Below are 13163 nucleotides of genomic sequence, written 5' to 3' on the forward strand. Positions count from 1 at the left end.
TACCGGCCCGCGGCCGCTCCGGTCAGTCCTCCTGCTCGGGGACGGCGTCGACGCCGGCCTCCTTGCGCTGCTCGGGTGTGATCGGCGCGGGTGCGTCGGTGAGCGGATCGTAGCCGCCACCGGACTTCGGGAAGGCGATGACGTCGCGGATGGAGTCCGCGTGGGTCAGCAGGGACACGATACGGTCCCAGCCGAAGGCGATGCCGCCGTGCGGCGGGGCTCCGAACTTGAAGGCGTCCAGCAGGAAGCCGAACTTGTCCTGCGCCTCCTCCGGCCCGATCCCCATGACCTTGAAGACGCGCTCCTGCACGTCGCGGCGGTGGATACGGATGGAGCCGCCACCGATCTCATTGCCGTTGCACACGATGTCGTAGGCGTAGGCGAGCGCCGAACCGGGGTCGGTGTCGAAGGTGTCCAGGCACTCCGGCTTGGGTGAGGTGAAGGCGTGGTGGACGGCCGTCCAGGCGGACTTGCCCAGGGCCACATCACCTTCGGCCTTGGCCTCGGCCGACGGCTTGAACAGGGGCGCGTCCACCACCCACACGAAGGACCAGGCATCGTCGTCGATCAGGCCGCAGCGCTTGCCGATCTCCAGGCGCGCGGCGCCCAGCAGGGCCCGGGAGGCGTCCACGGTGCCGGCGGCGAAGAAGATGCAGTCACCCGGCTTGGCCCCGGCGGCCTGGGCGAGGCCGGCACGCTCGGCGTCGGTGATGTTCTTGGCGACCGGCCCGCCGAGGGTGCCGTCCTCTCCGACCGTGACGTAGGCCAGGCCGCGGGCTCCGCGCTGGCGGGCCCACTCCTGCCAGGCGTCGAAGGTGCGGCGGGACTGTGAGGCCCCACCAGGCATGACGACGGCACCCACATAGGGGTTCTGGAAGACGCGGAAGGTGGTGTCCTTGAAGAAGTCGGTCAGGTCCACCAGCTCGAGTCCGAAGCGCAGGTCGGGCTTGTCGGTGCCGTAGCGCTCCATGGCGTCGCGATAGGTAATGCGCGGAATCGGGGTGGGCAGCTCGTAGTCGATCAGGGACCACACCTCGCGCAGGATGTCCTCGGCGACGGCGATCACATCCTCCTGGTCCACGAAGCTCATCTCGACGTCCAGCTGGGTGAACTCCGGCTGGCGGTCGGCCCGGAAGTCCTCGTCGCGATAGCAGCGGGCGATCTGGTAGTAGCGCTCCATGCCGGCCACCATGAGCAGCTGCTTGAACAGCTGAGGACTCTGGGGCAGGGCGTACCAGGATCCCGGTGCCAGGCGGGCGGGGACCAGGAAGTCGCGGGCGCCCTCGGGCGTGGAGCGAGTCAGCGTGGGCGTCTCAATCTCCACGAAGTCGTGGGAGTCCAGGACACGCCGAGCCGCCTGGGAGACCTTGGAACGCAGCCGCATGGAGTGCTGCATGGGGCTGCGGCGCAGGTCGAGGTACCGGTACTTCAGGCGGGTCTCCTCCCCCACCTGGCCGGAGTCCTCGGCGTGGTCGGAGACCTGGAACGGCAGCGCCGCGGCCGGGTTCAGGATCTCGACGTCGGAGACGACGACCTCGATCTCCCCGGTGGGCAGGTTGGGGTTGGCGTTGCCCTCCGGGCGTGCCGATACCTCACCGGTCACCTTGAGCACGTACTCCGCGCGCAGGTCGTGGGCGACCTCCTCACGGATCACCACCTGGGCGATGCCCGAGGCGTCGCGCAGGTCGATGAAGGCGACGCCGCCGTGGTCGCGGCGGCGATCGACCCAACCGGCGAGGGTGACGACCTGTCCGATATCGGCGGCGCGCAGTGTGCCTGCATCGCGGGTTCGCATCACGGTGCTGTGTTCCTTCCGTTGGGGGCGCTGAGCCGGCGCCCGGCGGGGCGCACCGCGAGACGGGCGGGCGCCGCGGCGATACTACGCCGGTGGCGTCGCGCCTCAGCGCCTCGTGACGTACTCGAGCTCGCGCTCGTAGGCGGACAAGCGACGACGCTCGATCAGCACCACGACCGCGAGCACCAGCAGCACTGCTCCGAGCGCGAACAGGACAGTGGTTACTACCGGCAATGATGCCGCGGCCCAGCTTCCCTCCGATGATGATCCCGCCGACCCGCCGGCCGCTGCCGCCGCCGGCCCGCCGGCCGCTGCGGGCGCGGTGGCGGTCTGCGTCGCGGAGGCGCTGGCGGACGGGGAGGTGTCCTCGGTGAGCTGCGGCGTCGGCACGGAGGGCGACTCGCCACCGATAATGGTCACATCGGCGACCGTGAAGTACGGGCTCTTGTTGGTGTAGTCGAGAGTGCGGACGGCATTGGTCGGAATGTCCTCGCCCTCCGTCACCCGGAAGCGCAGCCAGTGCACGCCCTTGGTGACATAGCCGGGCAGCTCGACCGACCCGGAGTAGGCGCCGTCATCACCGACGGTGAGTTCACCGATCGCTGTCGGCTCACCTTCCGGCGCGCGGTCGCCGTCGTCGATGAGAATCTCGACCACGGCGCCACCCGGGAAGCCGGAGAGCGTGTATGTGAGCGTCCCCCCAACGGCGATCGTGGAAGGGCCTACGGTGGACGCGGTTCCGGTGGTCGAGCCGCCCATGACCGAGTCGGCGCGCGCGCCCGTTACCGGCAGCACCGCCAGCATCACGGTGAGCAGCGCCGCGGGCACGGCGACCCGGCCGCGCACCCTGAGAATGCGCGACATGACGATCCGCAGCCCTTGTAGCAAGCTCCCTCCTCCCGTTACGCGGCCGTAACCAGCATACACGTTATCGGCGAGTGATTCGCGTTCCGTTGCCGTGCAGACCGGGGAACGCGAGCATGATGAATGACGTGGCCCCCAGTACCAGCAGCAGGCCCGCGGAGACGAGCTTCCAACCGTCAGGGCCCAACCCGCCGTCGTCCGTCAGGTCCTCGCCCGTGATCAGGGTGACACCGGCCCCGTTGTCCGTCTGCACATCGGTAGTGCCCGCGATCTCGAGCTGCGCCCATCCGAGCAGCTCGGAGTCGCGGTCAGCCACGGCGATCTTGTAGCTGCCCGGATCAAGGGCGGAAATGTCTACCGAAACCGAGTTATCGGCGCCGACCTGCACCCAGCCCGCGGTTGTCGCGCCGGGGAAGACGAAGACGGCGACCCAGTCGCCCTCGTGCACCTTGGCTGAGGGGAAGATCAGTGTGATGGTCACTCCCTGCCGAGTCCCGGAAAGGGATCCGGCGTTGTCGGGTCCGAGCTCGTTGGCGTCCTGCACCGGCGACGCCGGTGCCATGCTGGGGCGGGCGCCGCTATCCGAGTCGGCCCCTTCAGCGGGCTGAGACGCCGGCTCCGCCGCGGGCTGATCCGCATGTGCGGCAGGCGTCGTCGGCGAAGTGCCCGACGGCGTGTTGGTCTCCTGCACGATGAGCGGATCGATCTCCACGCCCTCGTTGAGGACCTCGAAGCTCGTCGGCGCAGCCGTGGGCCGGGCGGCCGCGGTCGAGGAGCCGGTGGACGGGACCTGCCCGGTACCACCGCCGGTGGTGCCCGAGCCCGACGGGGTCTGCACGGCCGTCGGCTGCGCCGCGGGGGCCGCGGGCGCGGATGGAGCGGTAGTCGCCTCGCCGGTCGGGGCTGCGGTGTGCCCGGTATCCGTGGTCGCAGTCGCCTCCGACGTGGGTGCGGCGCTGGACTGCGAGGGCTCGCCGGCGGCAGTCGGATGGGGCTGCGCAGAGGGCTCGGCGGACTGCCCCGGCGTGGGTTCGGCCGTCGGGTCCAAGTCGTCGGGCTGTGTCGGCTGCTCAGTCGGCTGCGGTGTCTGGGAGCCCTCGCCGGACTCCCCGATATGCACCGAGATGACGTCACCGCCAGGAACGCCCTGAACGCTTGTGGGCCTGGCCGAGACGGTGTAGCCGACTGCCAGGCGCACTCCGACGGACTCGAGCGCCGCTGCGGAGACCACGAAGTGGTCGCCGAGGAATCTGGCGCGCACGTTCACCGTGCTGGTGTTTCCGGCGGCGTCGGTCACGTCGAGTGCGACCTTGAAGGTGCCGGCGATGTTCACGCTCCGGTCGAATGCCCAGCCGGTTCCGACCAGTGCGCCGTCGACGTAGCTCAAGGTCGCGCCAGCGGTGGCCTCGGGCAGTCGCACATCGATGGTCAAGGTATCGACCGTCTGCCACTCGGGAGCGGACGGCTGGCGCCACTGCATGTTGTAGCGGCCCACATGAGGGTCCATCGCCTGCGTGAACGGCCACAGCGGCAGCCCGTAATTTGAGCGTCCGTTGGTGAAGTACGGGTAGATCGTGGCCGACTGGGAGGAGCCCGACTCGCTGACCAGGCGAATCTGAACCGGGGTGGTCACGGATCCCTGCGATCCGAGCGGCCGCCCCGTCTCATCCTCCCAGCCGAAGAACATCAGCAGTGGCCTGTCGGTGCTGCTGGAGGAGACGTATACCGAGTCCGCATCCTGCACCTGAACGCGCATGCCCGCCGCGTCACCGTCCGGTTCTGCCGCGGCGGCGTCATCGGCTCCCGTGGCGGTCGGCGCCGACTCCTCAGGCGCCGCGGAAGTCGTCGCATCAGCCTCCGTTACGGCCTCTTCCAGGGCACCGGTTTGTGCGGGAACTCCCTGCGGGAGCGTTGCCTGCGTCGACTCGCTGCTCGCCGCGGAGTCATCTGAGACGTCCTCCGGGGGAGCCGGCAGCAGTCCGCGGCTCGGCGGTGGCGGTCGCGGAGGGGGTGGCGGTAGCCCGCTCGTCCGCCATTGCGGTCGGCAGCCAGTGGTCGGCGGAGGCCACGGCGCCCATCCCGACGGACGTCGCCAGGATCAGTCCAAGCACTGCGGGCACGACGGACACGGCTCGCAGCACAGGTCTGCGGGCGATGCGGGTCACCTTGGCGTGGCGCGGAAGTTGGGTCATGGATTCGGAGCTCGTCTGTTGGCCTTGGTCTGTTGGGGAACCGTTGCGGCACAGGCACGGTCACGGTGGCGCTGGACTTAACCCGCATGCGCTCTCAAGCAGCCTCGGGAGCCTCGAACACAGGGCTTTCGGGGAGCTCGGGAGTTATGCGTGTGGGTCGGGCCCAACGCACCTCGATGGTATCGCCCAATTTGCCTAAGCAACACTGAAATGCCGGGAGCGTGCGGGGTGTCACCCGCGCAGAGGACCCCGAATCCCCCGCCCGCACCGACCGAGCCACGCCGGTTTTCTTCCGGGATGGCAAGGAATACCCGGGCGAACAAGACAGGTCGGCGGGGTTTTCACCGCATAAGTCTCACTATCGCATCGAAGGTCTCGAGGATGTGAACCATTGCTGCAGCTGGGGACCGAGCCACACTTCACCGAGGATATGCGGGACCCAGGGGCCACATGCGGTTCCCATCCGGCCCCATCCGCGAACCGCACCACCACAAGCGGTCGGACGCAGCGGCACGAGACCTGATTCACGTGTGAACTGTTGCGCACAGGGGACTTGGCGTCGCATAACCGCGGCCGCATGCCCTAAACTGGTCGGCCGGAGTGATCCGTGCTGTGAGCCCCGTTCACGGCTCGTTCAGCCGCTGACTACCGCGGTGCCGAGCGTGATCCCGTGAGTAAGTGCGTGAAGCCCCTGGGCCCCCGATATTGATTCCAATCGGGGTGCCGGGCAAGTGTGGTGGGTGCGGCGCGGCAAGAGCGGAGACCATCCGGCCCTCCCCCACACTCCGCGACCGGTTCCCTACTACGGAACCAGATACGGGAAGAACACCATGACAGCCACCCCCAACGGGTCCTCTATGCCCTTCGACACCCCGCAGGACGGTCCTCTGGGCATTGATGATCTCTTCAGCGCCGAGATCGAGGGCACCGTCCCGCCTGCTGCTGCGTCCAGCAGTGACTTCAAGAACCAAGATGACCACGAGGACGTCGCCGCGCCTCATGGTCCGGACTTCGTCTCGCCGCCCTCCGCGGAGTCCTTCGACACCCCGGCGTCCTCCGACTCTCCCGAGGACCCCGAGGGCCTGGAGGATGAGGACGAGGCGGACGACGTCGACCTGAACCTGCCGGAGTCCGATCCCGAGGAAGCCGACGCGTACGAGGAGGACGCCGACGACCCCGAGGCAGACCTCTCCGAGGACGAGGTCGACGGGCACACGCCGTTCGTCGACTCCGAGGAGGACGACGTGGACGAGGCGGCTGCACGGGCCCCCGAGGACATCACCTTCGACGACCTGGGCCTGCCCGCCGACCTGCTCAAGGCAGTCAAGGACATGGGCTTCGAAAGTCCGACGCCGATTCAGCGTGAGGCCATTCCCGTGCTGCTGTCCGGCCGCGACGTCGTCGGTATCGCCCAGACCGGCACCGGCAAGACGGCCGCCTTCGGCCTGCCACTGCTGGACGCCGTCGACGCCCGGGACGGCGCGGTACAGGCCCTGGTACTGGCGCCCACGCGCGAGCTGGCGCTGCAAAGCGCCGAGGCCATCACCGACATGGCCTCCCGGTCTCGCGGCCTGGATGTGGTGGCCGTCTACGGCGGCGCCCCCTACGGTCCGCAGATCGGGGCGCTGCGAGACGGCGCCCAGGTTGTCGTCGGCACACCCGGGCGCGTCATCGACCTGATCGAGAAGGGCGCACTGTCCCTGGATGACGTGAAGTACTTCGTGCTCGACGAGGCCGACGAGATGCTGCGCATGGGATTCGCCGAGGACGTGGAGACAATCGCCGCGTCCCTGCCCGAGCAGCGCCGCACAGCACTTTTCTCCGCCACCATGCCGCCCGCCATCCAGGCGGTCGCCCGGCAGCACCTCGATGACCCGGTGCGCGTGGAGGTCTCCCGCCAGGCGTCCACCGTCGACACCGTGCACCAGACGTACGCCGTGGTGCCATTCCGCCACAAGATCGGCGCCGCAGCGCGCGTGCTGGCCGTGACCGACGCCGAGGCCGCCCTGGTCTTCGTGCGGACCAAGTCCACCGCCGAGGACGTGGCCATCGAGCTGGCCGGCCGCGGCATTCAGGCGGCCGCCATCTCCGGCGATGTGCCCCAGCGCGAGCGCGAGCGGCTGGTTGAGCGCCTGCGTGCGGGCACGCTCGACGTGCTGGTGGCCACGGACGTCGCCGCCCGCGGCCTGGACGTGGACCGCATCGGACTCGTCGTCAACTTCGACGTGCCCCGCGAGGCGGAGGCATACGTGCACCGGATCGGACGTACCGGCCGCGCGGGACGCCACGGTGAGGCCGTCACCTTCCTGACCCCCAAGGAGAAGCGCAAGCTCCGCCAGATCGAGAACCTGACCGGTACCCGCCTGGAGGAGGTCACGCTCCCCTCCCCCGCGGACGTGTCCGCGCACCGCGCCGGCAAGCTGCTTGACCGCGCTGCCGCGCGCTACGAGCGCGGCCGCCTGGACATGTACGCCGAACTCGTCGCCGCCAAGAGCGAGGAGCTGGGCGTTGAGTCCGAGGACCTGGCCGCCACGCTGCTCGCCCTCGCCGTCGGCGACGAGGGGCCGCGGCGCCGGGGCGATGGGGAACGTCCCCGTCGTGGTAACCGGGAGGAGCTACTGGACGAGGACGGCTCCTTCGTGTCCGCGTCCTTCGAGGGCGGCCGCGATGACCGCCGCGGACGCCGCGGAGACCGCTTCGACGGCAAGCCCGGTGCCGGACGCGGGGGGCGGCGCCGCCACGAGGAGGGCAGCGGCACCGTCTACCGCATCGAGGTCGGTCACCGGGACCGGGTCCTTCCCGGGGCGATCGTCGGCGCCCTGGCCAATGAGGGTTCCATCTCGGGATCCGACATCGGCAAGATCGACATTCTTCAGTCCTTCTCCCTGGTTGAGATTCACACGCCGTTGAGCGAGGAGCAGCTGGAGAGCATGCGCCGCGCCACCTTCGCCGGCAGGGAGCTGCGCATCCGCGAGGACGAGGGCCCCGGCCATGGCTGGGACGGTCAGCGCGGTGGCCGCTCCGGTGGCGGATTCCGAGGCGGGCGGAACAACGACCGCGGTTCCGGGCGTTACGACCGTGGCGGCTCCAAGCGGCGCTATGACCGTGACGACCGCCGCTATGACAGGAACGACCGGAGCGGTCGCTGGGGCAACCGCGGCTGGGACGGTGGCCGCAAGGGCGGTTTCCGCGGTAGCCGCGACGGGCGGTAACGCCGCGGCCGGGGAGCCTGCCGCACAGTAGAGGAGAGGGAATGATCCCAGCCGCGTACCTGCTTGCCGTGGTGGTGTTCGGCTTCGCCGCCACCCTGCTGCGCCTACCGCCGCTCGTGGGGTTCCTGGCGGCAGGCTTCGTGCTCGGGTCCTCGCCGCTGCCGAACCTCGGCGTCGTGGAGGTTCTGGGCGACCTCGGCGTCGCAGTGCTGCTGTTCACGATCGGGCTGAAGCTCGATCTGCGCGTGCTGCGACGCAAGGAGGTGCTGGGAACCGCGGTGATCGTGATGGCGGTGCTGACCCTCCTGGGCACGGCCGTCGTGGCGGCGCTGCTGGCGGTGGGCCTGAACCTCGGTGCCTCCACGCCCGGTGGCGTCGCCGCAGTCGGCTTCGCGCTGTCCTTCTCCTCAACGGTGGTGGTCGTCAAGCTACTGGAGGAGCGCGACGACTCCGGGTCCCTGTACGGGCGTATCGCCATTGGCGTGCTGGTGCTTCAGGACATCGCCGCGGTCGCCTATATGACCGTCTCCTCAGGGCGGCTGCCCAGCCCCTGGGCAGCCGCCCTGGTGCTGCTGTGGCCGGCATCCCGACTGTTCGGCAAGGTGCTTGACCGCATCGATCACCGGGAGATGCGGGCACTGTTCGGCATGTCCATGGCACTGCTACCCGGTTACCTGCTGTTCGACCTGCTCGGGGTCGACGGCGATCTGGGAGCCCTGATCATGGGGGCGCTGCTGGCGTCCCACCCCGCGGCCAAGGAGCTGGCGAGCGCTCTGTTCACCATAAAGGAGCTCCTGCTGGTCGGGTTCTTCCTCACCATCGGCCTCGACGGCGTTCCCGGCACCGCCGCCTTCGCCCTGGCCGGTGCCCTGCTGCTCCTGCTGCCGGTGCGCTCACTCGTCTACACCATGGTGGTGCGCGCTCTGGGGATGCGCCGACGCACCTCGGTGCTCACTGGCCTGGCCCTGACCGCTTACAGCGAGTTCGCGCTCATTGTTGTGGGCACGGCCACCGACCACGGGCTGCTGGGCGGTGAGTGGCCGGCCGCCGTCTCCTTGGCGCTGGCGCTGTCCTTCGTCGTGTCCGCCATGGTCAACCACAAGCCGGCCGCCCTGGTGCAGTGGATGTCCGCGCTGCTCCCCCACCGGCCAGTCAGCACCCTGCACCCCGATGAGCGGCCAGTCAGCCTCGAGGGCGTGTGCACCGTCGTGTTCGGCATGGGCCGGGCCGGGCGCTCCACGTACATGAGGCTCTACGCCGACGGTGAGACGGGCGTGCTCGGCATCGACAATGACGCCACCAAGGTGGAGGAGCTGACGCGGCAGGGATTCAACGTGATGGAGGCGGACGCGACCGACCAGCAGTTCTGGGAGCGGCTGGAGGCGGTGCACGTATCCACGGTGGTCCTGGCCATGTCAGAGCCGGGGGCGAACGTGCACGTGCTGGAGTGGCTGGACCGTTCGCACTTCGACGGCCGGGTGCTCGCAATCGCCCGCTATGACGACGAGGCCGCCACCATGCGGGCGGCGGGTGTTGACGTCGTGATCAACCTCTACGAGGGCGCCGGCGAGGCGCTGGCGCGCGCGGCTGAGGGGCTCGGGCCCACCTCACCTGGAGCCGACGCCGGCGTCGCCTGAGCCGGGAGCGCTCCGCCCCGACTCGCACAGGGAGTCCAGCAGCGCCTGTACCTCCTCTAAACGAGCCAGCTCCTGCTCCAGGGGCGTGCCCAGCAGTTCATTCAGCGCCTCGGTCACCGCATGTCGTAGGCGCTCGCGTACGCGCCTGGTGCGCCGCACCGCACCGACGCGTGCCATGACCGTGCCCGCCGCCGCCAGCAGCAGGCCCAGCAAGAGGCCGCCCAGCAGCAGGACCGTCGGCCACGGCACGTGCCCCCAACGTGGAGGATTCACCGGCAGCAGCAAGTAGCGGTCCAAGACATGGAGCATCAGGAGCCAGCCGGCACCGATCAGCGCGGTCAGAGCCAGGAGCACCTGCATGGCATTCGCAGCCCCCCACCAGCGGGGGCGACGGCAGGTCTGTTCCAGGTCGGTGCGGGCGACGGCGGCGTCGAGGCTGTCGTAGATCCGCTCGGTCCCGGCTCCCAGACGCCCTGTGACCCGCTCCTGAACCACTGCCGGAAGGCGCCCGATCCGAGCGGTCGTGTACATGTGGACGGCAGCCCGCAGTGCGGCGTCGTCGGCCGCGCTCGGAGCTGGCAGGGACGTGCGCGGCGCCGCGGCGGATGGCACCGCCCCGCGGTCGTTGGAGTCCGGACGCAGGTGCAGTGCCCGCAGCGGGTCCCGGCGCAGGTAGGACAGCCAGCGCAGGGGCAGCCAGCCGACGCGATGCCCGGCTTCCAGCCGCATGGAGGTGCCGACGGCGTCGGCTACAAGGTCTACTCCCACCGCTCGGCAGGCGGCGTCCTCAAGGGCCGCAGGTGTGGTGGCATCGGCGGCGTGGGCCGGCTCGGGCTGCTTTCCGATGCGCTCGCGCGCGAGTGCCGCCAGGGCCCTCGCATCGGCGGCCAGGCGCGCCTCGATCACGTCCTCAGCGGCGGCGACTGCGCGGATGCGGGCGCGCAGCTCCTGCACGCCCTGCCCGGTACGGGCGCTGACGGGGATGACGTCCACGTCGTGCAGGCCCTCGGCGGCGAGCAGCCGCCTCAGGTCCGCGACGGCGGCGGCCCGCTCGTCCTCGTGCAGGCGATCCACCTGGTTGAAGGCGACGACGGATACGGAGGCATGCTCGGCCATGGGCGCGATGAACTCGTTGTGGATCACTGCGTCGGCGTACTTCTCCGGATCCAGGACCCACACCAGCACGTCGACCAGGCCGGCCAGGCGCTCGGCGACGGCCCGGTGGCTGCGGACGTCGGAGTCGATGTCCGGCAGGTCCAGGAGTACTGCGCCGTCCCCCAGGCCGACAGCCGCCGGACCCCACGAGGGGGACTGCGGCAGCCGGACCCGCTCGCGCACCTCCAACCAGTCCAGGAGCCGTCCAGCGGCGCCGTCGGCCTCGGGTGACGGAGAGGCCGGCAGCGCGGCCAAAGGCTGGGTGGTGGTCGGCCGGGTCACCGCCACCTGCGCGAGGTCGGCCCCGCACAGGGCGTTGAACAGGCTCGACTTGCCTGAGCCGGTAGCGCCCAGGAGCGCAACCACCTGGACGCCGGGGGCAACGAGTCGACGTTGCCCGGCACGGTCCAGCAGGGTGTGCGCCGACTCGAGAAGATCTGCGGGCAGCAGGCCCGCACCGGTCTGCGTCAAGCGGGCGAGTACGGCGAGGGGTTCTGCGGCGGCGTCGCGGCGCCTGCCGGGCGGGGTGCGCCGAATAGTTCTCATTGCGCGCCATCCCCCGTCAGCCGCCCGACCGTGACGGTGAGCTCCCGCAGATGCTCCACCAGGTGATCGGATGGTGGGGACGGATCCGGCAGCGCCCGGGTGAAGACGGCCCGCTGCTCGTCGAGGTAGGCGGCGACCCGCTCATCGAGGGCGATGCGGGAGCGCCTGGCCAGCTCACGCATCGCCTGATCGCCGAAGAGCGCCTCGAGCAGCCGCTGCGCCACGACGGCGGTGCCGCCGGCGATCCCCACCTCCACGCCGGTCAGACCGCCGGTGTGGGCGAACACGACGACCATCAGCGCAACCCCAGCACCGTTCACCCCCAGTGACAGCAGCCTTGCCGTCATGCGCTTGTCCGCGCCCTCGGCGCGCACCAGGTTCAGCACGTCGCCCTGCCAGTCCCGCACGATCCGCTCCGCGTGCCGCACGCGCTCGGCCTGCGTCGGCTGAGATGACAGCGCCGCCGCCAACGGGTCCGCGACGGTGCCGGCACGTCTCCAGGTCTGCTCCGTCTCCAGGGCCGCACGCTGCGCCTCGCTCACAAGGAGGCGGGCCAGTGAGGACTCGATCGCCTCCTCGACGCGCTGGGCCGGGGCGGGACGCCCCAGCACCGCCGCCGTCACGCGGTCACGCAGGCGCGAGACCTGCACCTGCAGTCCCCGCAGGAACTCGCCCGTGCCGATCAGCTCCTGCCAGCGGGCGAGTACCTCGCCGCGCAGCAGTGAGCCGTCCTGCGTTGCGGCCGTGATCCTGTCCCGGGCCTCGGCGTGGACCGCATTGGTCACTACGGCTAGTCGCCGGCGCTCCTCCTCCTGTGCACGCACCGAGCTCAGGAGCCCGTCCATGTCCTCAAGGGCGGAGACGAGTGCACCGGACAGCGTGCGGCGGGCTACTCCACGCCGTGCCGCGGCATCGGCCGCCAGTGTGCCGAGCCAGTGGCGCAGCGGTGCGACGTGCTCCTCAGGCAGGAATCCCTCGGGGTCGAATGTGGTCTCAGGTATGACGAACACGGGCGCAGACCGCAGCCCGGCGGCGTCGAGGCGCCGCCGCAGGTCCCGGCCGACGGCCGCGTCGGCCCCGGCAGGCACCCGGTCCAGGACGACGGCGGTGACCACGTCCCGCGCGGCGGCGGACCTCAGGTGCTCCCAGGCGACGGCGTCGGCGTACCGGGAAGCGGTAGTGACGAAGACCCACAGGTCGGCGGCGGCCAGCAGGGTGGCGGCGAGCTCGCGGTTGTCGTCGACGACGGAGTCCACGTCCGGCGCGTCCAGGATCGCGAGCCCCTCCGGGAGGGCGGAGCAGGTCCGGATCTCGAGCTCACGGGGCGTGCGCGTTCCCGCGGCCGTCGGCTCCGAGCCTTCAGCGACGCGCACATGCGCGAGGGAGCCGAGCACGCGCTCGCCGTCGAACCAGGGGCCGTCGCCGGTGGCGTGCAGCAGCAGGGGGCGGCGCGTGGTCGGACGAATCGCGGACGACACCGCCACATGGCGACGCACCAGCGAGGATACGAGCGCGGACTTACCGGCCCCGGTGGAGCCGCCCACGACCGCCAGTAGCGGCGCGTCCATCGCGGTCAGGCGGGGCAGGACGTAGTCACCGAGCTGGTCATGCACGAGCCTGGCCTTGCGCGCGGCCGCGTCTGCGCCCGGCAGCGTGTACGGCAGGGCGAATGCGGTCAGGTCCGCCTGCAGGCGGCTCAGGGCGGCCTGCGCGGTCCCGGCGCCCCCGGGCGTCGGCTCCGCTCCCGCGGGCAGGCTCATAG

General features: G+C 70.5%; 8 protein-coding genes. 2 read left to right on the forward strand and 6 right to left on the reverse strand.

Annotation, left to right across the window (positions count from 1 at the left end; translation table 11 throughout):
- Positions 1-22: 22 nt before the first annotated feature.
- The 4 genes from aspS to E4J16_RS06720 all read right to left on the reverse strand — a co-directional run bounded on the left by aspS (position 23) and on the right by E4J16_RS06720 (position 4851).
- Positions 23-1798, reverse strand: a complete 1776-nt coding sequence (aspS, locus tag E4J16_RS06705; protein ID WP_136313586.1) for an aspartate--tRNA ligase — start codon at positions 1796-1798, stop codon at positions 23-25.
- 102 nt (positions 1799-1900) lie between these two features.
- Positions 1901-2659, reverse strand: a complete 759-nt coding sequence (locus tag E4J16_RS06710; RefSeq protein ID WP_136194367.1) for a hypothetical protein — start codon at positions 2657-2659, stop codon at positions 1901-1903.
- Positions 2660-2723: 64 nt separating this feature from the next.
- Complete coding sequence (locus tag E4J16_RS15690) at positions 2724-4415, reverse strand: hypothetical protein (protein WP_240038327.1); 1692 nt, start codon at positions 4413-4415, stop codon at positions 2724-2726.
- A gap of 187 nt (positions 4416-4602) precedes the next feature.
- Complete coding sequence (locus E4J16_RS06720) at positions 4603-4851, reverse strand: hypothetical protein (RefSeq protein ID WP_136313587.1); 249 nt, start codon at positions 4849-4851, stop codon at positions 4603-4605.
- 830 nt (positions 4852-5681) lie between these two features.
- On the opposite strand from E4J16_RS06720, the gene E4J16_RS06725 reads away from it, so the two are divergent.
- Both E4J16_RS06725 and E4J16_RS06730 read left to right on the forward strand, forming a co-directional pair.
- Positions 5682-8063: a DEAD/DEAH box helicase gene (locus E4J16_RS06725; RefSeq protein ID WP_136313588.1), complete on the forward strand. Its 2382-nt coding sequence runs from the start codon at positions 5682-5684 to the stop codon at positions 8061-8063.
- A gap of 41 nt (positions 8064-8104) precedes the next feature.
- Complete coding sequence (locus E4J16_RS06730) at positions 8105-9700, forward strand: cation:proton antiporter family protein (protein ID WP_136313589.1); 1596 nt, start codon at positions 8105-8107, stop codon at positions 9698-9700.
- On the opposite strand, the gene E4J16_RS06735 is transcribed toward E4J16_RS06730, so the two are convergent.
- Complete coding sequence (locus tag E4J16_RS06735; protein WP_136313590.1) at positions 9671-11401, reverse strand: GTPase; 1731 nt, start codon at positions 11399-11401, stop codon at positions 9671-9673. The genes E4J16_RS06730 and E4J16_RS06735 overlap by 30 nt on opposite strands.
- Positions 11398-13161 (reverse strand): dynamin family protein, encoded by a 1764-nt coding sequence (locus tag E4J16_RS06740; RefSeq protein WP_136313591.1) that lies wholly within the window; start codon positions 13159-13161, stop codon positions 11398-11400. The genes E4J16_RS06735 and E4J16_RS06740 overlap by 4 nt, the downstream gene beginning before the upstream one ends.
- Positions 13162-13163: the final 2 nt, after the last annotated feature.

Source organism: Actinomyces procaprae, from assembly GCF_004798665.1.
GTDB classification, from domain to species: domain Bacteria; phylum Actinomycetota; class Actinomycetes; order Actinomycetales; family Actinomycetaceae; genus Actinomyces; species Actinomyces procaprae.

Excerpts from the sequence above, each read along its gene's own strand:
- E4J16_RS15690 (WP_240038327.1), bottom strand. The coding sequence starts at position 4,415 with ATGCGCGTTCAGGTGCAGGATGCGGACTCGGTATACGTCTCCTCCAGC.
- E4J16_RS06710 (WP_136194367.1), bottom strand. The coding sequence starts at position 2,659 with ATGTCGCGCATTCTCAGGGTGCGCGGCCGGGTCGCCGTGCCCGCGGCG.
- E4J16_RS06725 (WP_136313588.1), top strand. The coding sequence starts at position 5,682 with ATGACAGCCACCCCCAACGGGTCCTCTATGCCCTTCGACACCCCGCAG.
- E4J16_RS06730 (WP_136313589.1), top strand. The coding sequence starts at position 8,105 with ATGATCCCAGCCGCGTACCTGCTTGCCGTGGTGGTGTTCGGCTTCGCC.
- E4J16_RS06740 (WP_136313591.1), bottom strand. The coding sequence starts at position 13,161 with ATGAGCCTGCCCGCGGGAGCGGAGCCGACGCCCGGGGGCGCCGGGACC.
- E4J16_RS06720 (WP_136313587.1), bottom strand. The coding sequence starts at position 4,851 with ATGACCCAACTTCCGCGCCACGCCAAGGTGACCCGCATCGCCCGCAGA.
- E4J16_RS06735 (WP_136313590.1), bottom strand. The coding sequence starts at position 11,401 with ATGAGAACTATTCGGCGCACCCCGCCCGGCAGGCGCCGCGACGCCGCC.